Raw genomic sequence first — 26056 nt, 5'->3', positions numbered from 1 at the left:
ACAACGCGCACGCGGGTTCTCCGCGTGCCGTTACGGTTTGCTGTGCGTGGCCATCGCCGTTGTCCTCGCTGGCTGGCCGGCGGCGACGCTTGCGGCACCCGCAGCCGCCACTGGTGCCGCGGCGCCTTCCGGCGCGGATGCTTCGGCGGCAGTGGACGCCAGCTTCGACCGCAGCCTGCTGTCCGGCGCGGGACGCAACACCGGCGACCTCTCGCGCTTCGAACGCAGCAATCCGGTATTGCCCGGCGTGTATCGCACTGATGTCTATCTCAACAACGTATGGGTTGGCCGCAACGACGTGCGTTTCGCCGCACCGACGCCGGACGCCAGCGCCAACGCCTGTGTTACCAAAGCGCTGTTCGAGCAAATGGGCCTGCCGCTGGACAAGCTCTCGCCCGAACAGAAAGCCCAGCTCGCCGATTCGTCATCTTGTGTCGAGCTGGGCCAGCTCATTCCCAGCGCGAGCATGACGTTCGATCAACCCAACCTGCGCCTGGACGTAAGCGTGCCGCAGGCCTGGATGGGCTACCGGCCGCGTGGCTACGTCAGCCCGGAGTACTGGGATTCGGGCGTGCCGGCGGCGCTGCTCAACTACAACTTCAACAGCTACCGCAGCACCAGCGGCGGGATCAGCCAGACCTCTTCTTTTCTAGGCTTGAACGCCGGCCTGAACATCGGCGCCTGGCACCTGCGCCACGATTCTTCGATGCTGTGGCAGTCGGGTGTAGCGGGTAGCCCTGCGCATCACCGCTGGCAAAACATCGACACGTATGTGCGCCGCGACATCGCTTCGCTGCGCGCGCAACTGACTCTGGGCGACTCCTATACCAGCGGCGATTTGTTCGACAGCGTCAGCGTGCGCGGCGTGCAACTGGCGACCGACGATCGCATGCTGCCCGACTCGCTGCGCGGCTATGCGCCGACCGTGCGCGGCGTCGCCGAGAGCAATGCCAAGGTCACCGTGCGCCAGAACGGGGTGCTGATTTACGAGACCACGGTGTCGCCCGGCCCATTCACCATCAACGACCTGTATTCGACCGGTTATGGTGGCGACCTCAATATCAGTGTCACCGAAGCCGACGGCCGCGTGCATACCTTCTCGGTGCCTTACGCATCGGTGCCGCAACTGCTGCGCCCGAACGTCAGTCGCTTCTCCATCGTAGCCGGCCAACTGCACGACTCCAGCCTGCGCTCGCACCCGGCACTGGCCCAGGCCACCATGCAGCACGGCTTCAACAATCTGCTGACCGGCTATGCCGGCCTGGTGGCCTCCACCGGCTATGGCGCGGTGCAGATCGGCAGCGCACTCAATACCCGTTACGGCGCGTTCGCGATGGACCTTACCGCGGCGCGCACCGAGATTCCCGGCCAGTCCACGCAAACCGGCCAGAGCGTGCGACTGAGCTACAGCAAAATCCTGCCCGATACCGATACCTCGCTGACCGTAGCCACCTACCGCTACTCGACCAGCGGCTATCTGGGTTTGCGCGATGCGTTGGCTGCGCGCGATTACGCACGCGGCTATCGCTATATCGACCCGACCGACCCCAGTGTCATCGGTGCGCTAAACGGTACGCAGCTACCGGGCGTGCTGACGCCGGCACAGCGTCAGGCCTTGCTCGGCACCAACTCGAACAATTTCACGCCCTACGCAGCGCAGCTCGACCGCCAGCGCAGCCGCTTCGACCTGAGCCTGAGCCAGCGCCTGGGCCAGCGCGGCGGCTCGGTATATGCCACTGCCTCGGCGCGCGATTACTGGAACCGCAACGGCACCGACGTGCAATTTCAGCTCGGCTACAACAATACCTTCCGTCGCCTGAGCTACAGCGTCTCGGCCACCCGCGTGCGCGATGTGCTGGGCCGTTACAGCAGTCAGTTTTTCGCCAGCCTTACCCTGCCACTGGGCGATAGCGCGCACGCACCGATGTTCGGCGCCAGCGTCAATCACGATAGTGACGGCCGCACGCTCAATCAGGTGATGTTGAACGGCAGCGCCGGTGTCGACAATCAGTTCAGCTATGGCGCCACCGCTTCGCATGACAACCAGGGTAGCGGCAGCGGCAACGCGGGTACCGTTTATGCGGGCTATCGCAGCCCATTCGCCCAGCTCAATGCCAGCTACGGCAAGGGCAGCAACTATTCACAGGCTTCGTTCGGCGTGTCCGGCGGCATCGTGGCGCATCCGGGCGGGATCACCTTCGGTCAACCGATGGGCGACACCGTCGCCATCGTGGTGGCGCCGGATGCTCATGGCGCGCGCGTGCTCAATGCGGCCGGCGTGCGCATTGACCGCTTCGGCTACGCCTTGGTGCCTTATCTGTCGCCGTACAACCTCAACACTTTGCAGATCGACCCCAAGGGCCTGCCTTTGAGCGTCCAGTTGGATGCCACCAGCGCGCAGGTCGCGCCGCATGCCGGTTCGGTGGTGATGGTGAAGTTCAAGACATCGAGCGGGCGCTCGCTGATCGTGCGGGTGCGCCAGGCGAACGGCCAGGTCGTTCCGTTCGGCGCCGAAGTGGTCGACGAACAAAGCCAGACACTGGGCGTGGTCGGTCAGGCGGGCCGCATCCTGGTGCGTGGCGTTAAAGACAGTGGGCAACTCAACGTGCAATGGAAAAACGAGGATGACACCGCGATGACCTGCCCGTTCTCCTACCAACTGACGCCGCGACAGAAAGGCACGCAGACCGAAGCCTACGAGAAGATCGAAGCGACCTGCACCGCCGTCTCCGCCCCGGCCGGGAGTGGCGGCTGATGCAACAGGCTGCTGCAGCACTTGCTCGTGCGGACACCCGGACAACCATGCCGTTCGGACGCCGCCATCGCCACATGGCGCTATGGCTTATCCTGCTTGTGCTGATGCTGGCCCCCGCGCTGGCCAGCGCGGCCTGCAGCTTCTCAGTGGGCACTACGGCACCGGTGAATTTCTCTCCCCCCACGACCATTACCGTGGCGTTCAACGCACCGGTCGGCACCGTGCTTTACACCTCGCCGCAAGTCGCCCCGTCGACGACTTCGCAGATCAATTGCACTGGCACCTCGAACTACGGTGTGGTGAACGCCGTGGGAGCCACGCCGGCCACCTCGGTGACTGTATTTCCAACCGGCATTCCCGGTCTCAGTTACAGCATCAGCCACAACAATTCGAGTACGTTTCTACAGCCCTACCCTTGCTGCCAGATCGCCGCCGGTGGCTACAACCTCTCGGTCACCTCCGGGCTGCAGCTTATAAAGACCGGTCCGATCGTCAGTGGCAGTACCTTGAACGCAGGCGCTTTGGCGTATTGGCAGTACGACAACAATCTCAAGGCCGAAGCCTTCACCCTGGCCAACTCGGTAACCATCCTCGACCCGGCCTGCTCGGTCGATACCACCGCTATCAACGTGACCTTGCCGACCTTGTCCAACACTGCATTTACTGGCGTTGGCGCTGTCGCAGGCAGCACTCCGTTTGCGATTTCACTGACCTGTTCGGCTGGCGCCACGTTGGCGATCACGCTCGATACCGCCGCCCCTTTCGCCGGCTCGCCCGGTGTGATCGCGCCGACCACCGGCGCCGGGCGGGCCAAAAACATCGGCGTGCAGTTGATCGACAAAAACTTTACCGCGGTATCGTTCGGCACTACGACCACCGTCGGCGCGACACCGAGCGGCACATTGACCATTCCGTATTACGCCCGCTACTACCAGACCGCCAGCCCGGTGACGGCCGGTACAGTCACAGCTACGGCTACTTTCACGATGTCGTATCAGTAGCTATCCGAGTATGTACGTCAGAACGAACACGATGGGGCCGGGCAAGAGCGACGGCCTGAACCACAAGTGCGGCAAAATCGGCGCACGCGGCACCCCTCGGATGATGTGGCTACTGCTTGCCCTAGTCTGCCTCGGCTGGATGCCGAGCAAGGCTCTGGCCGTCCATTGCCATGCCGCGACCAGCACGCTCAGCCTGCCGAGCGTCACTGTCGCGCCCAGCACGCCAGTGGGCGCTCTGCTTGGTACGCCGGTGTCCGTCACGATGACCTTCACCTGCACCGGGCTGCCCTACGACGGCAGCACCTTCGGTCAGACCGCCACTATCCAGGCAGGTAATCTGGCGCCCCGCGATGCCTCTGACCCGGTCAGCGGCGGCGGCATCGTTTATGCCACCAACGTACCGGGCATCGCCCTGAAACTGACCGCCAACCCGATCCAGGCATCGGATAACGCATGCATTCGCTGCGGCCCCGGCAACACGCCTGGCTTCGAGGCAGGCGCGGTTACCTACCCCGCCAACTCGATCAGCGAGACATTCACCGCGCAATGGGTGAAGACCGGGCCGGTCACCGCCGGCACCGTGAGATCGATTCGCCTGATGCAGTTCTATTGGTACATCTACGGCATCAGCGCCAGCTCAGGTGCCATTGCCAATCTCAATCTCGGTGCCGGCAGCAAGGTCAGCCTGGTCGCCTGCAGCGTGAACATGGATTCGCAGAACCTCAGCGTCGTCTTGCCGCAAGTCAGCACCAGCGCGTTCGCCAGTGTCGGTGCAACGACCGGGAAAACCCCATTCAAGGTCAATCTGACTTGTCAGTCCGGCTCGAAGGTATCGATCACGATGACTACCGCCAAACCCGGTACGGCCGTCGGCGTCATTGCGCCGACCATCGGCGCCGGCTTTGCCGCCCATGTCGGGGTGCAATTGCTCAATGGCAGCAACGCTCCGGTCACCTTCAATAGCGCGCAGCCCCATGGCGCCACACCTAACGGAACGCTGTCGATTCCCTACTTTGCCCAGTACTACCGCACGGCTTCGCCGGTGGGTAGCGGTCGGGTCAAGGCCACGGCCACATTCAATCTCACCTATCAGTAAAAGTCGCTCGCACCTGAGAGCGCTATTCGTAGGTCTGGGTCAGCAGCCGCAGATCGGCCTCGTTCTTGCCGGCGGCCTTCAAGTAATGGACGAAGTAGCCGATCAAGTGATCGGAGGCGAGTGTGGTACTAACGAGATTCACCACACTGAGGGTGTAGGGCTGCACCGCCGGCCTGCTCGATTGACCCGGCTCGCTGCCGCAGACGAACCGCCCCAGGATCGTCCCCTCCGCCGACACTGACGTTATCGCGGCCATGCCACCAGCACCGATTCCGCAGGTCGGCTCCATGATGGCGCCGGAGAAGCTTATTTGCCCGCCCGCTGCCACTGCCATGGACGGCGCTGTAAACGCCGCGACCAACACGCAAAAAACCAAGATCTTGCGAATCAAGCCGGTCATACCGCCCCCTACTGCACCTGCAACATGGCTAGGCACTTTCAGGATCTATCGGCAACACACCGTCGAGCTGTAATCGGAATCCTCGGCGCGTCACAAAAACGTGATTCACATCACACTTTTAATAGCCAAACGGTCGTTTTCCATAAATTCAGGCAGTTACGCCCCAACAGCCGCTTAGGCGGACTCTTGAAAGTGATTTCTCAGGAGCTGCGGTTATCGCGAGCGAGTGTGCCGCCGCACGGCCGACTCAACGCGAAGAGATGTACTTCTCGCGACGAATTTGCGGTACCGGCAAGCCGAAATCCTTCAAGGCGGCGAAGGCCGCATCGACCATGTTCGGGTTGCCGCAAAGGTAGGCGATGTCACGCTCGGCGCTGGGCTGAAGCTCGGCCAGCACGTTTTGTACATGGCCGGAGCGATCGCTGGAACGCGGCACCGCGCGCGGCTGCCGGCTGAGGCAGCCATGGTAGGTAAAGCCCGGATGCGCCTGTGCAAAGGCCTCGAACTCTTCCCCATACAGCAGCTCGGTTTCGTTACGGGCGCCGTACAACAGCACGACTTCGCGGTCGCCAGCGGCAAGCAGCTTCTGGATCTGCGGCAACATGGCGCGATACGGGGTGACACCGGTGCCGGTGGCAAGCAGCAGGTAACGCGCGTGGCTATCGATCTCTTGCAGGCAGAAACGGCCATAGGGGCCGCTGGCCTCGATCGTTTCGCCATACTGCAAGTCGCCCAGCAGCTTGGTCGCCGCGCCGCCGTCCACATAGCTCACCGCGATCTCGATACGCTGCACCGGCGAGCTGCCGTCGCCCACCGTGCCTACCGAATAGCTGCGCTTGGTCGCGGTGCCGTCGTCATAGTGAAAATGTACCTGCAGAAACTGCCCTGGCATAAAGGCCAGCGGCAGGCCGTCGACGCGCTCGAACACCAGGTGGCGCACCGTCGGTGCAAGCATGAAGCTGTCGACGAGGCGCAGCGTGAAATGATCGGCCATGGAGTTTCCGGAACAATGTGTGCACCCGGCAGGACCGGATGACGAGGAAGGACCCCCTATAATAGAGGGCTAGCCCCCTCGGTGCAGCCCATGTCCCCGCCTTTTATAGATTCGGCTCCAGCGCTTGTCGTCGATAACCTTCGCAAAACCTACGGTAATGGTGTTGAAGCCCTCAAAGGCATCAGCCTCACTGTGCAACCTGGCGATTTCTTTGCCCTGCTCGGCCCCAACGGCGCCGGCAAGTCCACCCTGATCGGCATCCTCTCGTCCCTGGTCAACTCCACCGGCGGCGACGCGCAGGTCTTTGGCATATCGGTGAACAAGCAACGCGGCAAAGCGATGCAGTTGATCGGCCTGGTGCCACAGGAAATCAATTTCAATCAGTTCGAAAAACCTTTCGATATCTGCGTGAACGAGGCCGGCTTCTACGGCATCCCGCGCAAGATCGCCATGGAGCGCGCAGAAAAATACCTCAAAGAACTGCGCCTGTGGGACAAGGCCCAGGATCAGGCGCGCATGCTGTCGGGTGGCATGAAACGCCGCCTGATGATCGCGCGAGCCATGATGAACGAGCCCAAGCTGCTGATCCTCGACGAGCCCACCGCCGGCGTCGACATCGAGATCCGCCGCTCCATGTGGCAGTTCATCAGCGGCATCAACGCTGCCGGCACCACGGTGATTCTTACCACCCATTACCTGGAAGAAGCCGAGCAACTGTGCCGCAACATCGCCATCATCGACCGCGGCACCATTGTCGAAAACACGACGATGAAGCGGCTGCTGGCGACGATGGATGTGGAAACCTTCGTATTTGACGTGGCTAACGTGCCGGGCCAGCTACCGACCTTGGCCGGCATCAACCTGCGCCGCATCGACGAACACACACTGGAAGCTGAAATGTCGCGTTCGCAAGACCTCAACTCGCTCTTTGTCGTGCTGTCGTCGCATGGCATCACGGTGACCTCGATGCGCAACAAGACCAACCGGCTGGAGGAGCTGTTCGTGCGCCTGGTCGAAAACGGCCGCAACGGTACGCTGAAGGAGAAAGCCGCATGAAGGCCTCGGCTAATCTGGTAGCGCTCAATACCATCGTCCGCCGCGAAATCATGCGCATCATGCGCATCTGGACGCAGACGCTGATTCCGCCGGCCATCACAATGACGCTGTACTTCGTCATCTTCGGCAAGCTGATCGGCAGCCGCATCGGCGAAATGCATGGCTTCACTTATATGCAGTACATCGTGCCCGGCCTGGTGATGATGAGCATCATCACCAACAGCTACGGCAATATCTCCAGCTCGTTTTTCGGCGCCAAGTTCAGCCGCGCGGTGGAAGAGATGCTGGTGTCGCCGATGCCCAACTGGGTGATTCTGCTCGGCTACGTGATCGGCGCGGTGGTGCGCGGCGTGGTGGTCGGTGCGCTGGTGCTGTTGATTGCGCTGTTCTTCACCGACTTGAACGTGGTCCATCCGGTCATTACCTTTCTGTCGGTACTGCTAGGCGCCACCGTGTTTTCGCTGGCAGGCTTCGTCAACGCCATCTATGCGAAAAAGTTCGATGACATCGCCCTGGTGCCGACGTTCGTACTCACTCCGCTCACATACCTTGGCGGTGTGTTCTATTCCATCGACCTGCTCGGCCAACCCTGGCGCAGCATTTCGTTGATAAACCCGATTCTGTATATGGTCAACGCCTTCCGCTTCGGTGTGCTCGGCAAGGCCGACGTGCCGATCGGCGAGGCTTTTATCGTGATGCTGGTATTCGTGGCCGGCCTGTCGGCGGTGGCGCTGCATCTGCTTAAGCGCGGCATTGGCCTGCGTTCGTAACTTCATCAAAGCAGCAAACCTATGCGCGTCAATAAATACATCAGCGAAGCCGGCCTGTGCTCGCGCCGCGAAGCCGACGATCTGCTGATCGCCGGTCGCGTCACCATCAACGGCGAAGTCGTTTCCACCGGTGCCAAGGCGCTGGAGGGCGATGAGGTACGCGTGGACGGCGAGGTCGTGCGCGCGCGCGTTCTGGCCACCACGCCGGCGGCGAAAAAGGCCGTCTATATCGCGTTGTATAAACCGGTGGGCATCACCTGCACCACCGATCGCACCGTGGACGGCAATATCGTCGATTTCGTCGATCATCCGCAGCGGGTCTTTCCGATCGGACGGTTGGACAAGGATTCCGAAGGGCTGATTCTGCTCACCAGCAATGGCGACATCGTCAACGAAATCCTGCGCACCGAAAACAACCACGAGAAGGAATATCTCGTCGCGGTGAACAAGTCCGTCTCCGACGAGTTTCTCAGCGGCATGGCCAAGGGTGTACGCATTCATCACCAGATGACCAAGCCCTGTCGCGTGCGCAAGATCGCCAAGTTCGGTTTTGCCATCGTGCTGACGCAAGGGCTTAATCGACAGATCCGCCTGATGGCCGCCGCGTTCGGCTATCGCGTCACCCAATTGCGCCGCGTGCGCGTCGTCAATATCAAGCTCGGCCACTTGAAGCCGGGCCAGTGGCGCAACCTGACCGATGCGGAACTGAAGGGCCTGCTGCCCAACCGCACCCAGTGGTAAGCGAGCAGCCGTAATCACCGACCGCTTGACAGGCTTGTGTCATGCGCTTATATATTTAACCAATGTTTTAATTGATTAAAAGCTAATGACCGCCGACCGCATCTTCGAAGCACTGGCCTCCCAGCCCCGACGCAAGATTCTTGCCTACCTGTCCGCCCAGGAGCTGACCGCAGGCGAGATCGCCAGTCGCTTCGACATGAGCGCGCCGGCCATTTCGAGGCATCTTTCAGTGCTTGAAACCGCCGGTCTGGTCAACAGCGAGCGGCGTGGACAGTACGTGGTCTATCGCATCAATAAAGACAACCTGGTGAACACGCTCACCAGCTTTACCTTCGAGATCTGCCCGGTAGCCGGCCCGTTGAAACGCGAATCACGCAAACGCGCCGCGATGAAACAGAGCACCTGAGACCCCACAGCACCACCGCCGCAAACAGGAGTGCGCGATGTCGCTGCAAGCACGAGTCATCGAAACCTTCCCTACCGCCCGCATACCCTCCCAATGCGGCGGCCTGCCGGTCGAAGTATCGCTGATCGCCCAGCTCGGCCATGGCTCGGGCAATCATTTGTACGCTGCCGCACTATCGCGGCAGCAGGCGCACAACGATTTCATCGACGCCCTGGATGAACCCTCCGCGAAACTCGCCGGCACCGACTTCGACAAGGGTGACCCCACTTCGCTATACAGCTTCGCCGTGGGCGCGAAGGGACATCCGTTTCACCGCCATGCCGGGCATCGCGTATTCACGGCGATCTCCGGTAGCGGCGGTGCTCAACTGCGTTTTTCCAGTGCCTCCCCGGCACAACTTGCACAAGATCCCGCCAGCTTTCTGCGCGCCCTGCGCTACGTGAATATCCCGCCGGACTGCATGTTCACCGTGCGCTTCGGCGGCGATACCTGGCATCAGTTCTCGCCGCTCACCGCGCATTCCACCCACCCGACGTTTTTCGCCCTGTCTTGCCATACCAACGAACTGGGCGGCGACCTGGCCGATCCGCTGCGTCGGCAGGTATTGGCGAACGAGGCGACGATTCCAGCGCTGACCGAGCTACTGCCGTCGAATGTGCTCGCCTTGCTGCAAACCGCCGAACATCGCCATATTCCCACCATCGCCCTGGCACTCGATGCAGCGCCCGATTCGTTGCAAAGCAGGCTTTGCCGATACGCACGCAGCAGTATCGGCGTGCTGCGGGGCGGCTGGGCGCGTTGGCGTAGAGCCAGTGGATTCCTCAGCGAAAGCGGCGGGCAACACACGGTAATCCAACTGCCGCAGCTACCCGAAGACAGCTTGCTGCGCAGCCAGCTCGACGGTCGCTTTCATCACCAAGACATGTTCTCGCTCAGCCTGAGTGAAGAACGTTTCGTCGGCGCCAGCGCTCGCGATCTCCTTGGCGCACTGCTCGACGGCTTTATACACAACCCGCCCCATGGGGTATCGCGCATGATGGCCTTGCGCAACGCCTTGGTGCGGCCATTGGGGCTACGTACTTCACCCTTGGGCTGTCCGGTGTCTTCGTTGCTGTCGGGGCAACAACACAATCTATTCCATGGACGCTACCCCGTACTCGATCAATCCATCGATCAGCAAGATCATTACGCCCAAGTGATCCTCGGCGCGGACGATAAACACCTGCGCTTTCGCTCTTGCGTCGCTGTACGCATCGTCGACCGTCAACGCGTGGAGTTCACCCTCGCCACGCGCGTGCAATGCAAGAACGGGTTTGGCCACGTCTACATGGCGCTGATCGAGCGCGTGCATCGGCGTTATGTCAGCCCGGCGATGCTGCGCATGGCCGTGGAGCATGCTTTCACATAGATGTGTATGGCACGGGTGACTGATGGCGCGCACGGTGCCGCGATGACGCATTGCAACGCATACGTATTCAGCCCCCGACGCCATGATTAGACGTGCAGAATCGATCGATCCTCGAAGCAGGTCATCGAAAGCGCATGATGAACAACGTAACGAACAAGGTTGATGAGTCCGCCGAACTGGAGCAGCACGCTACCGCTCGCGTGGTGTTGATCGCTTCCGCGGCGGCCTTGGGCGGATTCCTATTCGGTTTCGATACCGCCGTCATCAATGGCGCGGTCGATGCGATCCGCGGTGGCTTTGGGCTCGGCGCCGCACACATCGGCTTTGCGGTGTCGTGTGCCCTGCTCGGCTCGGCAGCAGGCGCCTGGTATGCCGGCCCGCTGGCGGACCGCTGGGGCCGTGTGCGCACGATGCAAGTCGCTGCGGTGTTGCTCGCCTTGAGCGCACTAGGCTCCGGTTTGGTCTCCGGCGTGTGGGATCTGATGCTATGGCGCGTAGTCGGCGGCATCGGTGTCGGCATGGCTTCGGTGATCGCACCGACCTATATCGCCGAGGTTTCACCCGCACAAATACGCGGCCGGCTCGGCTCGCTACAACAGTTGGCGATCGTGCTCGGCATCTTCGCCGCCCTGCTGAGCGACGCCTGGCTGGCCGGTTCGGCCGGCGGTGCATCCAAGCCGCTATGGCTGGGCCTGGCGGCATGGCGCTGGATGTTTCTGGTGGCCGTTATCCCAGCACTGATCTACGGCACCCTGGTCTTGGGAGTCCCGGAATCGCCGCGGCACCTGGTAGCCAAAGGCCGCCTGGCCGAAGCGAAGCACGTGCTGCGGCAAGTGCTGGACATGCGCAGCGAAAGCGCCCTCGACCGCAAGCTGCACGACATCGAACAAAGCCTGCGCTCGGAATACCGCCCCCGCCTGCGCGATCTGCGCGGCTCATCGGCCGGCCTGTTGCCGGTGGTATGGATCGGCATTCTGCTGTCGGTGTTCCAGCAGTTCGTCGGTATCAACGTGATCTTTTATTACTCGTCCACGCTGTGGCACTCGGTAGGCTTCAGCGAGGCGGACGCGTTCTCGATCACCGTCGTCACTTCGGTGGTCAACGTGCTGGTGACTTTGCTAGCCATCGCGCTAGTCGATCGAATCGGCCGCAAACCCCTGCTCACCATCGGCTCCGCAGGCATGGCCATCACCCTGGGCCTGATGGCCTGGTGCTTCTCCCAAGCCAGCGGCAGCGGCGCCACCCTAAGCCTGCCAGCACCATGGAACATCATCGCCCTGGTCGCCGCCAATGCCTACGTCGTGTTCTTCGGCCTGAGCTGGGGCCCGATGGTGTGGGTACTGCTGGGCGAGATGTTCCCCAACCGCATTCGCGCCATGGCCCTGGCCGTCGCAGCCTGCGCCCAATGGCTAGCAAACTTCACCATCACCAGCAGCTTCCCCGCACTGGCCGAACTCGGCCTGAGCTTCGCCTACGGCCTATACGCCCTCTTCGCCCTGCTCTCCCTGGCCTTCGTACTACTAGCCGTACGCGAAACCAAAGGCATGGAACTAGAGGATATGCGCGAGTAAAAACATCTGAGCGTGCGCAGCACCCGCTGTGCTTTTGACGTTGCTCCTGCTCTTGACCTTGGGGCCCCTGTGCGTCGGTGAGGGTCGGACGACAAGGCCCGCAGGGGACTCGGCATGGATGCCGAGTCCTTTTCGCCAGTGCATGGATGCACTGTCGAAAAGCCCGGCCGACCCTCACGCACCCGAAGGGCGACTCACCGGGGTAGCCTTCTCTTTGGTTACTTTCTCTTGGCCACTCAAGAGAAAGTGACTCGACCACCGGCAGGTGGCCGAAAGCCCGCCGCAGGCGACCCAGCCAGCCAAACCCTCACACAGGCGAAAGCCCCACAGCCAAGCAAAACCGCCGAAAACACCCACCCATGCGATCATGTCGCATGACCACGTTCAACACACTCACGCTCAAACCCGCCCTACTCGCCAGCATCGAGACCCTGGGCTACACCGAAATGACCCCCGTACAGGCACAAAGCCTGCCGCCGATGCTCGAAGGACGCGACGTCATCGCCCAGGCCCAGACCGGCAGCGGCAAAACCGCCGCGTTCGGCCTCAGCCTGTTGCATAGCCTGGATGTGGACACCATCCGCCTGCAGGCACTCGTGCTGTGCCCAACGCGCGAGCTGGCCGACCAGGTAAGCAAGGCGATTCGCAAACTGGCCGCGAATATCCCCAACGTGAAACTGCTGACACTCTGCGGCGGCATGCCGCTGGGGCCGCAACTGGCTTCGCTCACGCATGATCCGCATATCGTGGTCGGCACCCCCGGCCGTGTGCAGGAGCATTTGAAGCGCGGCAGCCTGCATGGTGGCGGCATCAAAGTATTGGTGCTCGACGAAGCCGACCGCATGCTCGACATGGGCTTCTCCGAGGCCATCGACGACATCATCGGGCGTATCGCCAAGCATCATCAAACCCTGCTGTTCTCGGCGACTTATCCCGACGAGATCCGCAAGGTCAGCCAGCGCGTGCAGCGCGAACCGGTCGAAATCACGGTCGAAGCACCCGTCGATGAAAAACCAGCGATCGAACAACGCTTCCACGAAGTAGACCCCGCACAAAAGATCGACGCGCTAGCGCAACTACTGGCCGGCGAACACGCCGAACACGCCCTGGTGTTCTGCAATATGCGTCGTGACGTGGATGCCGTAGCCGATGAACTCGACCGCCGCGGCTTCTCCGCGCTGGCACTGCATGGCGATATGGAGCAGCGCGACCGCGATGAAGTGCTGGTGCGCTTCGCCAATCGGAGCTGCTCCGTCCTGGTCGCCACCGATGTCGCCGCGCGTGGCCTGGATATCGTGGCGCTACCGCTGGTGGTGAGCTACGACATCGCACACGACCCCGAAACACATACACATCGCATCGGCCGCACCGGCCGTGCCGGCCAATCGGGCCATGCCATCACTTTGTGCACACCGCGCGAACGACCGAAAGCCGGCAATATCGAAGAACTACTCGGCACACCGCTCGCCTGGCGGCCGCTGAAAATCACAGCACCCAAGGGAAAAACGCTGAACCTCGCGCCGATGAAAACCCTGGTGATCGACGCCGGCCGCCAAGACAAGCTACGACCTGGCGATATTCTCGGCGCACTTACCGGCGATGCCGGACTAAAAGCAGACTCCATCGGCAAGATCGATGTGTTCGCTACTCGCGCTTATGTGGCCATTCGCCGTGACCTGGCGAATAAGGCGCTGGAACAGCTTCGCGCGGGCAAGATCAAGGGGCGTAATTTTCGGGTGCGGCCGCTGGGGTGAGGGTATCGCTAGGTTGTTCGCCTGCGGCGGGCTTTCGAACCCCTGCCGGGGTCCGAGTCACTTTTCTTTGCTTGCTCAAAGAAAAGTAACCAAAAGAAAGAGCACCCCGGTGAGTCGCCCTTCGGGTACGTGAGGGCCGGCCGGGCTTTTCGACAGGGCTTCCTGCCCTGGCGAAAAGGCATCGACATCCCTGTCGATGCCCCTGCGGGCCTGATCGTCCGACCCTCACCGACGCACAGGGGCCCCAAGGTCAAGAGCAACGTCAAAAGCCGCTGCTCGCGCCGCTTTTGCCCCTCCCCCTACTAGGGGGAGGCTGGGAGGGGGTGCAACCTTGCCGCAAGATTGAACCCCTCCCCAACCCTCCCCTGCGAGCAGGGGAGGGAGCCACGCTGCCTCACCCTCTCATTCATCGGCGACTGCGTGCAGTCGCACCTGAGTGCGCGCAGGACGCGCGCTGCTCTTCGGGGCCCCTTTGCAGCGGTGAGGCTTGGACGACAGGCCCGCAGGGGCATCGACACGGATGTCGATGCCTTTTCGCCAGGGCAGGAAGCCCTGTCGAAAAGCCCGGTCAAGCCTCACGCACTCGTAGGGCAGGATGCCCGGAGAGCGCTGCATCGGGGTGCTCTTTCTTTTGGTTACTTTTCTTTGAGCAAGCAAAGAAAAGTGACTCGGGCCCCGGCAGGGGTTCGAAAGCCCGCCGCAGGCGACAACCTAGCCACACCACTAATTAGCCGTCTAAACGGCAAAACAAATTCCACCGACACACAGCCAATAGAAGGAAAAAACATCACAACCAAACCACGACCACCCCAGCACCACCAAATACCCCCGAGCGAACCACACCCCAACGCCCCTAAGCATTCCCTAATCTCCCGCACACCATGTCAACACATCAGATGCCCGCGCGTTATCGCTCCCCTCATCCGCGATAGTTTGTCCGCACATGCCCAGCCAACCTGACTGCATGCTTATGCGATACAAAAAACGATGGCGGATTTATCCCGTATTACGCCAATGACTGGCTAGTCGTGGGCATACTCGGGCCGTAACAAGGGGCAAGAAAAACGACATGGCAAACGTTATTTTTTATTAACAAAAAATAGCTTCTGCATTTATTACCGCACGTGCTGTTCGCAAGAAATCACCCAAGCCTTTCCACATTGCGCTACAACCCGGAGTCATTCCCAGTGAGTACTCAACGTTTTCTCGGCATGGCACTCGGCGCTAGCCTTTGTGTAGGCACGCTGGGCCTGGTCGGCTGCAATCAGCAGCCGGCACCAGCGCCGGCAGGACCCGCTCCGGCAAGCACGGCGCCGGTAGCCAACGCGGCGCAACAGCCACCGGCCTATACACCACCATCGGCCGATCAGCTCTACCAGTTGGTGGCACCGATCGCGCTGTTCCCGGACAAGCTGGTGGCGCAGGTGCTGGCCGGCTCGACTTACCCGGACCAGATCACCGCGGCGGACAACCTGCTCACACGCAATCCGAACTTGAAGGGCACCCTGCTGCAGGCGGCGGTCGATCCGCAGCCCTGGGATACCAGCGTGAAGGGACTGACCTTGTTTCCTTCGGTGCTCGACCAGATGGCGCAGAACGCGGACTGGACCAAGGCGTTGGGCGAAGCCTATGTCAACGACCCCACGGACGTACTCAATGCGATCCAGGTCATGCGCCAGCGCGCCACCGCGCACGGTAGCCTGCGCAATTCGTCGCACCTGCGGGTAAACACTCAACCGGTGGCCGTGGCCGCGCAGCAGCCCGCCTATGTCCCGAGCGATAACTATCCACCGGTCTACGCCGGGCCGACCGTAGTACCCGCGCCTGAAAGAGTGATCGAAATCGAGCCGGCGCAACCGGACACGGTCTATGTGCCCAGCTACGACCCGGAAACAGTGTATGGCGAAGAGATCGTGACCTATCCCAGCTACCGCTACGTACGCCCGTCTTATGACACCGGCGACGTGGTGGCGGCGGGTGCATTGAGTTTTGGTGTCGGCATCGTGGTGGGTGCGCTGCTGGAGCATCACCATCACGACGATGACGGCTGGCGCGATGGCGGCGGCTGGCATTCCTGGGGCATGAACTGGGGCGGTGGTGGTGGCTATAACGGCGGCGGCGGCGATTGGCAGCGGCCGGCGGTGGTTTACAACAACCAGACCTATGTCTCGCGCTCGACCACCATAATCAATCGTTACACTACCAATAACATCAACGGCAACAACAATAATATCAACAGCAATAACCGCAACGTCACGGTCAATAACAGCGGTACCATCAACAATAACCACAATACGGTTAATAACAACGGCACCATCAACAACAACCGCAACACCTTCAATAACGCGAACAACACGGTCAATAACATCGACAACAGCCGCAACCCGTTGCTGCAAAATCACAACGTAACGAACAACGTCAACAACCAGCAGATCAACAATCACAACTTCCTCGGCCGCGCGCCCACCCCAGTTGCTCCGGTGCAAGCACCGCCCGCGCTGGTACAGGCACAGCCCGGTCAGCCCGCACATGCACAGGTGCAGCCCGGTCACATGACCATGCCCATGACCATGCCTAATTTCAACGCGGCCAAAAACCCCGCGATGATGTTGAACAGTGCACGCGCGGTCACGCCGCAAGCGGCACCGCATGCCTTGGCCAGCTTCCATCCGGCGCCGCCGCCGGCGACTCCGAATCAGACTCCGAATCAAATGGCGCAGCAGCCTCACGCCATGCCGCAAATCCAACCGGCCTTGCGCAATGAGCCCGCTCATAATCGGCTGAACGAGACCGCCAATAATCATGTGCCGGCCCCGGCACCGCATCAAAATTCGATGCAGATGCTACCTGCCGTCGCGCCGATCCACACTGCGGCGCCTCTGCCGCGCCCGCAACCGATCGAACACGCCGCACCACTCCCGCCACGCCCACAACCTTTCGAGCGCGCCGCACCACCCCAGCCGCGTCCGCAGCCTATTGAACGCATGCAGCAGGCGCCGCCGGTAAGGCACGAACCGCCCCCGCAGGAAGCACCTCGTCCGCAAGCCCCGCCGGCGGCTCCGCGCCAGGCTCCGCCACCGCCACCGCCGCCGCATGAAAACCACCCGGCAGAACAAAACAGGCCGCAAAAGGCCCAGGAACCAGCGCACCATCCAAAAGCGGACGACTCGCACAAATAATCTGGGCGGCAATGCGCCAAACCTGCAAAGCCCGGTCAGTGATGGCCGGGCTTTTTATTGCTGAGCGCGACCACTAAAAAACTAATGCCCTGCAAGCTCGGCGTAAACAAACCAGTCGTATCATGCAGGCCGCACGCGCGTGGTTTAACATGCGGCGTTCATTTTCCAGGGGAATTCATCCATGCGTTCGCGTTTTGGCGGCTTAGTAGCCGCCGTAATGCTGTTTGTCGCCTTCGTCGCACCAGCCGTCGCGCAAGACAGCCCGCTCTACAATCACAAGGCGCCAGCCGCCTATCCAGCATGGTTTGTACCGGCCAGCGAACTGGGCGTCACCAAGTGGCTGGACAGTCAGGAAGAGCCTGGCTTCAACACCACCCGGCTGGTGAACTTCAACTACATCGCCCAGACCAAGCTGACGCCCGACGCCCTTATCAAGCTGGTGGAAAGCTACGCGCATGCGCACGGCTATCAAGTCATCGACGTGGACCACGAAAGTCAGAAAATCATTCTGTCCGAAGTGGATCTTGAAAAGGACCCTATCAATGGCTCCAAGCTGATGATGAAACTCAACCATAACTACCTCGTATCACTTCAGGCCGGCGAAGACTTTTTCACGCTGACGCTGGCCGAAAACGCAAAGTGACTTGCCATAAACCCTCTTCAACGGACGATAGGATCCTCATGACACGCCCACGTTTCTTGCCAGCCCTGTGCCTGCTGGCTGCCTTCGCGCTGACGCCATGGCCGACCATTGCCATGGCAGACGATGCCGCAACCCCGGCTGCCGCTGCCGATGAATCGGCCAAGACCGATGCTTTTCTCAAATCGCTGCAACTGCAAACCGGCACGGTCAGCATCACCAAGGCACAGGCCTCGCTGAAGCTCGCACCCGGCTATAGCTTTTTGCGCGCCACGGATGCGCAACGCGTGTTGAACGAGCTTTGGGGCAACCCGCCCGACAGCGATGTGCTTGGCATGATCTTGCCCGGCACCGACCCCAAGGTGCTGCTGGATGGCGATGCCTGGGCGGTGGTAGTCAGCTATACCGACGAAGGCTACGTGTCCGATGCCGATGCCGCCAAGATCGACTACAGCGACATGCTCAAAGACATGCAGAAGGGCGCCGAAGAAGAGAATCCCGAGCGCATCAAACAAGGTTATCCAGCCATCGAATTGGTCGGCTGGGCCGAGCCGCCGCATTACGACGCCGCATCGCACAAGCTGTATTGGGCACGCGACCTGAAGTTCAAGAAAAGCAACGGTGCCGAAGACGGCCACTCGCTGAACTATGCGATTCGCGTACTCGGCCGTCAGGGCTATTTGTCGCTCAATGCCGTCGCACCGATCGATCAGCTCAATAAGGTTCGCGCCGACATGCCGCAAGTGTTGGCCATGACCGAATTCGATCAAGGTCAGCGCTATGCCGACTACAACTCCAGCACCGACAAACTTGCCGCCTACGGCATCGGCGCCCTGGTTGCCGGCGGTATTGCCGCCAAGGCGGGCCTGTTTGCCAAGCTCGGCTTGATCCTGCTTGGCTTGAAGAAATTCCTGCTGATCGGCATCGCTGCGATCGGCGGCTTTTTTGCCAAGCTGTTCAAGCGCAACAAGAGCACCTGAGGTTTAGCGCCTTCTGGCCGCGACACGCCACGAGGGCCCCATGCTGACCCGCCGCTTTTGAAGTTCAGGCTCTTAGGACCGCTCCCTGCCTCATGCAGGGAGCGGACTGAGACTTTCCGCTTCAGATTTCTACGTGAAACCGCCCACCGATGATTTGAATCGGCCCTTGCCGATCCGCGTTATAGCCGGGGTTGGTAATACGCTGAAAGTCGGCGGTGAATTGCACGCCTTTGGCGATTTGGAAGTTGTAGTAGATCTCCAGCGCTTTCTCGCGTCCATAGCGGCTGAGTTGCCCGTCACCGAGAAAACCGCCCAACCCGCCCGCGGCGAGATAGTCGCGATGATCCCGATTCAAGCCGGCCGATGAGAAAGCGATACCGATCGTGTCATCGGGACGCTGCCAACGAATGCCCTTGATGGAAATCCCGCCCGATACCGTTTTGTCGATTTCGGTGAAGGCATATTCCTCGACCTTGTCATCGGCATAACTGGCACGTGCGAATACACCGATGTCGTCGGTGATGCGCTGTTCCACGCTCAGGCCGTAGCCGGTCTTGTTCGCATCCTTGCGCACGCTGGTTACATCCGGCACGCCGCCATTGACCTGGGCCGCATTAATCGCGTCGCGGTAGTTACCGGCAAAAGCCCGGTTGCGAAATACCATCACGCGGACCAGGCCCGGCAAATCGCCGATTTTGTGGTCGTGTTCGAGTTCGAATTGATCGCCATGAAAACGGCCGATTTGATAGTTGAGCTTGGGACCGTTAGCTACTTTCGGTTCCATGAAACGCCCAACGCGCACCGCCCAGTCGTCCCAATAGAATTCGGCCGCCGCACCGATGGTGTAGGCACGGGCATCGGCGGCGTAATCCCAGGCGCCATGGGTAATCAGCGCCCAGTTCAGAAACTGCGTGCGCGGATCATTGGCATAGTTGCTCTTCTCGAAAATATCGGTCTGGGTGATCTTGCCGACAGTAAAAACCAGGCGCTGACGCTGATAGTTGCTGGCCAGTTGATTCGGACCGGCCTCGACATGAAATGTCTCACCACCAAGATTGAAGGTCTGCCGCAAAAAGGCGCGCGCGTAATAGCCACGCAGGGTGGTGCCGCCGTTCTTTTGAATTTCCCCGTTCTGAATACTGGCCAGGCCGAACAAGCCGGACAGCGGCAGACCCTGCACCGCCTCGGGATTGACGTAAAGCTCGCCACCCTTCCAGAAGCGCGCCCCCAGATAGGCGGTAAAGGTGAAGGTATAACTGTGCTCCGGCCTGGTACCCAGGCTTTGCGGTCCGCTATACGGCGCACTGAACGCGTTCTTGTGCTGCCACACATAGGTGCTTTGCGCGTGTGCGCTCCAGCGGTCCTCGCTGGTATCGCCCTCTTCGGTCGCTTGCGCGACGCGGGCAGGCACCGGCACGCGGTCGTCATTGGATGCAATGGCGGTATCGGCCCTGATCGTTTGTGCCTGTGCGGCGGTGCCATAGCAGCCGACGGCTATCGCCAGCCACAAGGCGCGGTGCATATATGGCGTGAACTTCTTGAACATACAAACCCCTGAAACAACATGATTGAAGATGGAAGGATTGGAGTGGAAGGATTGGCAACGGAAGTCATTGACGAATACGCTGTCGACAGACAAAGCGAGTCCGTCGCGCCGGTCGTGCGACCGGCGCGTAATGAATCAAATAGACGTCTATGCGTATTAGTGCTTGGCTAGAATCATCTGCGTCACCTTGATGATCGTCATGATTAATGCCGCCGCCAGATAGGCGCGCAGCACGCCCAGCCACAGGCGCCGACGCATGCTCAACTGTGCTGGCGGCAATTGCTCAAGCGGTGGCATGCGCCAATGTTCGCGACCGGTCCGGTCGATGACCTCGGCCGCGGGCAGGCCCCGCACACGACGCACGATCGCCATGCTCGCCGCGCCGACCGCGGCCATCGCCATGCCGCCGATCAGAATCGCCAGAATCTGTGTACTGGTGATGGATGGATACAGCACCGACGCGGTGAGAATGATCGATAGCAATACCAGGATCGCAACCACGGCACCGGTAAAGAGATTGGTGTACTTGGAGTTCACCCAAGGCCCCAGTACCGCCTTGTCGTTGCAAAGAAGCAGCAGGAAAACCGAGGCTCCCGGCAACAGCACGCCAGCCAGGGTCTGCACGGCGTTGGTGATAAGGCCCAGCGGTGCGTTCGGGATCAGTACCAGCGCGGCCGCAATCGCGATCAACAAGGCGTAGACGCTATAAAACGTTTTGGCCTCTTTGGGTTTGCGATGCAACGAATGACGCAGTGAAAGCACATCGCCAATCGCGTAAGCCGTGGACAACGACACCGCCGCCGCACCGATGATGCTTGCATCGATCAGGGCAATCGAGAACAGCGCCGCCGGGGTTGCGCCGACATATTTCGCCACACCGGCGGCTACCGCCGCGGCATCGACAAACTGACCCGCCTCGGGCTTTCCGGCGAACGTCGCGGCACTGAAACCCATCATCGCCACGGCGCCGATAATCACCAGCACAATGCCGATGACCAGGTCGATTTTTTCGTAGGTCATGAAATGCGGCGTGATGCGCTTGTCGATGACATAGCTCTGCTGAAAAAATAGCTGCCATGGCGCCACGGTGGTACCGACGATGGCGATGATGAGCAGCATCACTTCGCTCAGCGGCGCATCCTTGGGCATGCCCGGCACGACCAGATCATGCGAAAGCTGACCTAGCGGTGGGTGGATCATCACCAACACCGGTATCAGCAACAGGCTGCCCACCACCAACATCAGCGAGAACCGCTCGAAGCGCCGGAAATTACCGGTACTGGCCGCCATGATGATGAGCAGCGCCGACACCGCCACGCCCCAGCCGCGCGGAATGCCTAAATGATCCAGCCCTAAGCTGATGCCGATGAATTCAGTAACGATGGTCAACGCGTTGAGTATGAATAAATCGATGACGCTGAACGCACCCCAGAATTTGCCGAACCGTTCCAGAATCAAACGGGCATGGCCGACACCGGTCACCGTGCCTAGGCGCAGCACCATTTCCTGATTCACGTAGAGCACCGGGATCAGCAGCGTCAATGTCCACAGCAAGGTCGTGCCGTAGTTTTGTCCGGCCTGGGTATAGGTGCTGAAGGCACCGGCGTCGTTATCCCCCACCATCACGATCAGGCCAGGCCCGAGAATCGCCAGCAAGGTTCGCCAGCGCGCTCCCCAACTATTGCGTCTGGCCGTATCGTTCTGGGCGATGGTTCCCAGCGCCCCTTTGATGTCGCCCACATGGGCGCTATCGAGCACCGCCGTGCCGTGGTTTTCGTTTGTTGTCAGCGTATCGAGCATGTGACATCCAGCAGTGTGCGAGCGGCTTGACGCCGCTCACATGGTTTAGAGAAATCGCCATGCGCCTTTGATGGCAGGCGCAGCCAAAAGCCAGTGCTAAGCCGCCAGCCACCTCGCCCCGGCAAACGCCTGCGTCGGCGCCACCGCCACACGGCCGGCCGGATACGATTCCACGCCCTGCTGCACGCGGTGCAAGACGCTGCGCGCCGGCCTGAAGTCATCGCGCAAGCCATCCATGACCTCGAAGGCCATAGCGATATCGCTATGGCGATGTTGTCTGGCGTAGAGATCGACATTCATCGCGCGGCGCGCGGGAAAAGTGCGCACCACCATGTGCATGTCCTCGGCAATCAAGGCGCCGATAACGCCCTCGTGCGCCGAGTGGGTGAAAAAGTCATATGCGATGGTCAGGCGATGACGCATCACATGCTCTACGCATAAGGCGCGGATCGCCGCCGGGTCGCTCATGGCATTGATCGAGGCGCCGCAGTCAAACCATTCGCCTAGAAAGTGGGTGCTGTTCATGGATATGTACTCGGCTTGATTCGCTCACTTCGAGCGGATACGGGCGTGCGTTGGCCTGCGGATCTGTGCGATCTGCATAAGCAACGCCGAGCGCATCGGCTCGTACGGGGATGTTGGATACCGCTGGATAACTCGCCGGCCGCAGCCGGCGATGCGAGATCAGCGTGAGGGAGGGCGCAAGTCCGCGTGCATACCCTGGCGATGCAGGTTCACGATGTTGACGAGATGTCGCGATTCCGGCGGGCGCACATGCTCATCCGATACCGACGCGGCTGATCGGTGCATGCTCCAACGACATTCCAGAGCACCGGTTATTTCGTTGCGCGACCACGTCGCCAACGGCCTGTTGGCGCGCAGCTCCACCACCTCGCGGCGTGGGCCGCGAGAGGTCATCGAATAACGAATGACATAGGGCCGACCTGACTCAGTCAGGCGCCGCACATGCTTGTCGCGAACAGGCTTGTTGCAGGCACGCCGACGGCGTCCTGCGACGGATTTCATGAGATTCATAGCTCACCTCCCGTGCACCGGCAACGGCGCAGGAGGCGGCGGGACTTCCCTAGTCTAGGAAAGCGCCAGCCGACCGAATGCGGTCGCTGCAAGCGTCCAAGTTGTGTACGGGCTTCGCCAACATCGAATCTTTGAATTCAACGTTGGCGTTGCTACTAGGGGGATAACTGTCCATTTCTCGCAGGTAGGTAACCAGACAAGTGCCTCGGGTGACCCAGAAGGCGTGCGAACCATACTCAGGGGAGTATGGGGTGTCAACGATTTTTTCGACTTTGAGATGGCGACTCAGTCGAGCGGACTATTGGCTCGACAGACACGAGCTGTTCGCATGATTTGAAGCGATATGGTGTAACAGAATGGACGGCTAAAACGCTGGCGTCATTCACAGCCACGCTGCTCTTGCTCCAAACCTCATCCCCTCCCCCTGTGACCGAAAGGAGTCCCTTTTCGCAGCAAACATAAGAAGGGCAAATCAGGGCGCGTATCGATAGACGCGTGACTAAGAGCCTGTTTACGATCTCTGCGGATCGATGCGTACACCCAGGCTGCCCAGCCGCCGCAATCCATCCGCGCTCGGCACCAAAGCCCGCCCGCTTGAGGCGCGCCGCAGCCAACCGGCATCAAGCATCGCTGTCGTCATCGCCACGCCAAGCGGCCCGCCAACGTGCAGGCGGCGTTCTGTCCAATCAAGGCAACCGCGACCGGATAAGCGCAACAGTTTCTCGGCATGCGTTTCTTCCAGGCCGGCATGAATCAGGGCCTCGACACCGACCGGCAATAGCTGCAACCCGGCGCTTTGTGTATGCAGATAGCCACGTTCCAGCAGGGCATCGCACATCGCCACACCCAGCTCGCCGGCCAAATGCCGGTAGCAGCTACGAGCCCGCCGCAAGGCAAGATCGGCGCCGGCCGGTCGCGGCAAAGGCAATGCCATTCGCGGCATCGCCATCGCTTCGAGCAAGGCGGCGACTTCATCGCTGGCCAGCCGGTAGTAACGATGACGCCCCTGCACATGGACACCGAGCAAACCGCCTTCCAGCAAACGTTTCAAATGTGCACTGGCAGTAGCCGCACCCACGCCCGCCGCATGAGCGAGTTCGCCGGCAGGTCGTGCCGTGCCATCGGCCAATGCCAGCAACATCGCGGCACGCGCCGGCTCGGCCAACAGCGCACCCAGCTCGGCCAATTGATATCGATTTGCGGAGGCGCTATCGCTCATGCGCGCAGTCTAGCGGCTGATCGCAGCGATACGTTTCGTTCAACAGCGAAACTTTGCCGGTCTTATACGTACAACACTGCCGGCATGGACATGTATCGCACCCCCGACACCTTGGTTATTCACCCATCCATCCTGTACTTCGGCACGCCAGTGGTGCTGATTACGACGCGCAACGTCGACGGTTCAACCAATATCACGCCGATGTCCTCTGCCTGGGCGCTGGCCGATCGCGTGGTGATCGGCCTTAGCGGCGGCGGCCAGGGGTTGGCCAACTTGCTGCGCGAAGGCGAGTGCGTACTCAATCTGGCCGGCGAGGATATGCACGAAGCAGTGGAACGGCTTGCCCCGACCAGTGGTCGCAACCCGCTCCCCGCATGGAAGCGCGAGCACGGGTATCGGCATGAAGCGGACAAGTTCGCTCTCGCCGGCCTGCATGCACAGCCATCACTGACGGTCGCCGCACCACGTATCGCCGAGTGCCCGCTGCAACTGGAAGCCGTGCTGGTCCAAAGCACCTTCCGTTCGCTCGAAGCCTGGCGCGATGACGCCGACGGCTTCAGCATCCTCGAACTCGAAGTGCTCCACGTGCATGCGCACGCCGACATCGTGGTCCCCGCTACGCAGCACATCGACCCCGTGCGCTATGCACCGCTGTTCTATCTGTTCCGGCATTACGTGGGCCGTGGCGCAGCACTGGGCAAGACGTTCAAGGCCCAGGTCTGAGCTGCGCATATTCGGCGAGCGCGGCGGCAAGATGATCGAACAGCTTGCGATTGCGCAGGCTGCGCTTGAGGTCTTCGTGCATCACGACCCAGGTGTCCAGATTGACCTCAAGATCGGCCTGCATCAATCGAACCAGCTTGGGCTCGCGGCTGGCGATGCCTACCTGGCAGATGCCGATGCCATAGCCCGCGCGAATCGCGGCCAATGCGGCGAGGTCGCTGTCGGTACGCAGTGAAAAGTTTTCGCGGATAAAGGGCAGCCCTTGCGGGCGCATATTGCGGATATACGGTGCCTCGCGGTCGAAACCGATCAAGGCGTGGGTGGCGAGTTCATCCATGGTTTTCGGACGCCCATTCGCTTTGAGGTAACGCTGATGGGCATACATGCCCAGCGCCACCTTGCCGATATGGCGTGCGATGAGAGCGTCCTGGGTCGGGCGAACCATGCGTATCGCGATATCGGCATCGCGGCGCAGCAGATCCTCGAACTGATTGGACAGCGACAGCTCGATCACGATGCCGGGATGCTGCTGCCGAAAATCCGCCAGGATCGGCGGCAGCACTTCGGCACCGATCACCTCGCTGGCGCTCACTCGCACCACTCCGCGAATATCGTCATGGCTTGCCGATGCCGTGCGTCGCAGCACCGCTGAAGCCGCCGCCATGGCCTTGGCATGGGGCAGCAGTTCATGGGCGACGTCGGTCGGCGTAAGGCCCTGCGGCGAGCGGGCGAACAGGGCAATGCCGAGATTCGATTCCAGCTCGCGCATATGCCGGCCCAGGCTGGGCTGGGTCATGCCCAAGGTGCGCGCGGCCGCGGACAGGCTCCCTTCACGCATCACGGCGAGAAAGGATCGGTAAAGCTCCCAGCTTGGGTCGTGGCTAGCCATGCATATTTGTATATCTAATCAACACTATTAGGCAATTTTCTTATGAATGAGCGGGGCGCAAGCTAGACCTCATCCAGGCAAACACGGTCACGA

General features: G+C 61.0%; 22 protein-coding genes. 14 read left to right on the top strand and 8 right to left on the bottom strand.

Annotated features, from left to right (window positions below; genetic code table 11):
- Positions 1 to 46: 46 nt before the first annotated feature.
- Genes DVJ77_RS16050 through DVJ77_RS16040 form a run of 3 tightly spaced genes read left to right on the top strand, consistent with a single transcriptional unit; the run spans position 47 to position 4852 of the window.
- On the top strand, positions 47 to 2755 hold the full coding sequence (locus tag DVJ77_RS16050) for a fimbria/pilus outer membrane usher protein (RefSeq protein WP_162791523.1): 2709 nt from the start codon (positions 47 to 49) through the stop codon (positions 2753 to 2755).
- The gene (locus DVJ77_RS16045) at positions 2755 to 3756 is read left to right on the top strand and encodes a fimbrial protein (RefSeq protein ID WP_114846523.1); all 1002 of its coding nucleotides are present in this window, start codon (positions 2755 to 2757) and stop codon (positions 3754 to 3756) included. The genes DVJ77_RS16050 and DVJ77_RS16045 overlap by 1 nt, the downstream gene beginning before the upstream one ends.
- Before the next feature lie 10 nt (positions 3757 to 3766).
- On the top strand, positions 3767 to 4852 hold the full coding sequence (locus tag DVJ77_RS16040; protein WP_114846522.1) for a fimbrial protein: 1086 nt from the start codon (positions 3767 to 3769) through the stop codon (positions 4850 to 4852).
- Positions 4853 to 4874: 22 nt separating this feature from the next.
- Here the strand turns inward: DVJ77_RS16040 and DVJ77_RS16035 are convergent, their stop codons facing one another.
- Both DVJ77_RS16035 and DVJ77_RS16030 read right to left on the bottom strand, forming a co-directional pair.
- Entirely contained in the window at positions 4875 to 5252 is a 378-nt protein-coding gene (locus DVJ77_RS16035; protein WP_114846521.1) for a hypothetical protein, read from the bottom strand.
- 247 nt (positions 5253 to 5499) lie between these two features.
- Positions 5500 to 6246 (bottom strand): FAD-binding oxidoreductase, encoded by a 747-nt coding sequence (locus DVJ77_RS16030; RefSeq protein ID WP_114846520.1) that lies wholly within the window; start codon positions 6244 to 6246, stop codon positions 5500 to 5502.
- Between the two features lie 90 nt (positions 6247 to 6336).
- On the opposite strand from DVJ77_RS16030, the gene DVJ77_RS16025 reads away from it, so the two are divergent.
- From DVJ77_RS16025 to DVJ77_RS15980, 10 genes are all read left to right on the top strand, one after another.
- Complete coding sequence (locus DVJ77_RS16025) at positions 6337 to 7302, top strand: ABC transporter ATP-binding protein (protein ID WP_114846519.1); 966 nt, start codon at positions 6337 to 6339, stop codon at positions 7300 to 7302.
- Entirely contained in the window at positions 7299 to 8072 is a 774-nt protein-coding gene (locus tag DVJ77_RS16020; protein WP_114846518.1) for an ABC transporter permease, read from the top strand. The genes DVJ77_RS16025 and DVJ77_RS16020 overlap by 4 nt, the downstream gene beginning before the upstream one ends.
- 21 nt (positions 8073 to 8093) lie before the next feature.
- The gene (locus DVJ77_RS16015; RefSeq protein WP_114846517.1) at positions 8094 to 8813 is read left to right on the top strand and encodes a pseudouridine synthase; all 720 of its coding nucleotides are present in this window, start codon (positions 8094 to 8096) and stop codon (positions 8811 to 8813) included.
- 85 nt (positions 8814 to 8898) lie between these two features.
- Positions 8899 to 9219, top strand: coding sequence for a metalloregulator ArsR/SmtB family transcription factor (locus DVJ77_RS16010; RefSeq protein ID WP_114846516.1), 321 nt, complete (start codon positions 8899 to 8901; stop codon positions 9217 to 9219).
- A gap of 37 nt (positions 9220 to 9256) precedes the next feature.
- A complete protein-coding gene (locus tag DVJ77_RS16005) occupies positions 9257 to 10627 on the top strand; it encodes a DUF2867 domain-containing protein (protein ID WP_114846515.1) in 1371 nt (456 codons plus the stop codon).
- 137 nt (positions 10628 to 10764) lie between these two features.
- Entirely contained in the window at positions 10765 to 12198 is a 1434-nt protein-coding gene (locus DVJ77_RS16000) for a sugar porter family MFS transporter (RefSeq protein WP_114846575.1), read from the top strand.
- A gap of 374 nt (positions 12199 to 12572) precedes the next feature.
- Positions 12573 to 13952 carry an ATP-dependent RNA helicase DbpA gene (gene dbpA, locus DVJ77_RS15995; protein WP_114846514.1) on the top strand — a complete coding sequence of 460 codons (1380 nt, stop codon included), beginning with the start codon at positions 12573 to 12575 and terminating at the stop codon, positions 13950 to 13952.
- Positions 13953 to 15139: 1187 nt separating this feature from the next.
- Entirely contained in the window at positions 15140 to 17131 is a 1992-nt protein-coding gene (locus DVJ77_RS15990) for a DUF3300 domain-containing protein (protein ID WP_225428040.1), read from the top strand.
- A 181-nt stretch (positions 17132 to 17312) separates the two neighbouring features.
- Positions 17313 to 17774 carry a hypothetical protein gene (locus DVJ77_RS15985; RefSeq protein ID WP_114846512.1) on the top strand — a complete coding sequence of 154 codons (462 nt, stop codon included), beginning with the start codon at positions 17313 to 17315 and terminating at the stop codon, positions 17772 to 17774.
- A 38-nt stretch (positions 17775 to 17812) separates the two neighbouring features.
- Positions 17813 to 18751, top strand: coding sequence for a DUF2167 domain-containing protein (locus DVJ77_RS15980; protein ID WP_114846511.1), 939 nt, complete (start codon positions 17813 to 17815; stop codon positions 18749 to 18751).
- Positions 18752 to 18872: 121 nt separating this feature from the next.
- Here the strand turns inward: DVJ77_RS15980 and DVJ77_RS15975 are convergent, their stop codons facing one another.
- The 5 genes from DVJ77_RS15975 to DVJ77_RS15955 all read right to left on the bottom strand — a co-directional run bounded on the left by DVJ77_RS15975 (position 18873) and on the right by DVJ77_RS15955 (position 24351).
- On the bottom strand, positions 18873 to 20297 hold the full coding sequence (locus DVJ77_RS15975) for a carbohydrate porin (protein WP_114846510.1): 1425 nt from the start codon (positions 20295 to 20297) through the stop codon (positions 18873 to 18875).
- A 156-nt stretch (positions 20298 to 20453) separates the two neighbouring features.
- Positions 20454 to 22097, bottom strand: coding sequence for an NRAMP family divalent metal transporter (locus DVJ77_RS15970; protein ID WP_114846509.1), 1644 nt, complete (start codon positions 22095 to 22097; stop codon positions 20454 to 20456).
- A gap of 96 nt (positions 22098 to 22193) precedes the next feature.
- Positions 22194 to 22622 carry an S-adenosylmethionine decarboxylase gene (locus DVJ77_RS15965; RefSeq protein WP_114846508.1) on the bottom strand — a complete coding sequence of 143 codons (429 nt, stop codon included), beginning with the start codon at positions 22620 to 22622 and terminating at the stop codon, positions 22194 to 22196.
- Positions 22623 to 22781: 159 nt separating this feature from the next.
- Positions 22782 to 23132 (bottom strand): hypothetical protein, encoded by a 351-nt coding sequence (locus DVJ77_RS15960; RefSeq protein ID WP_114846507.1) that lies wholly within the window; start codon positions 23130 to 23132, stop codon positions 22782 to 22784.
- 511 nt (positions 23133 to 23643) lie between these two features.
- Complete coding sequence (locus DVJ77_RS15955; protein ID WP_114846506.1) at positions 23644 to 24351, bottom strand: ArsR/SmtB family transcription factor; 708 nt, start codon at positions 24349 to 24351, stop codon at positions 23644 to 23646.
- A gap of 90 nt (positions 24352 to 24441) precedes the next feature.
- Between DVJ77_RS15955 and DVJ77_RS15950 the strand changes: the two genes are divergently transcribed.
- A complete protein-coding gene (locus DVJ77_RS15950) occupies positions 24442 to 25074 on the top strand; it encodes a flavin reductase family protein (protein WP_318530930.1) in 633 nt (210 codons plus the stop codon).
- On the opposite strand, the gene DVJ77_RS15945 is transcribed toward DVJ77_RS15950, so the two are convergent.
- Positions 25058 to 25963, bottom strand: a complete 906-nt coding sequence (locus DVJ77_RS15945) for a LysR family transcriptional regulator (RefSeq protein WP_114846504.1) — start codon at positions 25961 to 25963, stop codon at positions 25058 to 25060. The genes DVJ77_RS15950 and DVJ77_RS15945 overlap by 17 nt on opposite strands.
- Positions 25964 to 26056: the final 93 nt, after the last annotated feature.

Source organism: Dyella tabacisoli (assembly GCF_003350925.1).
GTDB lineage: Bacteria > Pseudomonadota > Gammaproteobacteria > Xanthomonadales > Rhodanobacteraceae > Dyella_C > Dyella_C tabacisoli.
Note: the sequence above shows the minus strand (reverse complement) of the source record. Positions and strands in the feature narration are given on the sequence as shown.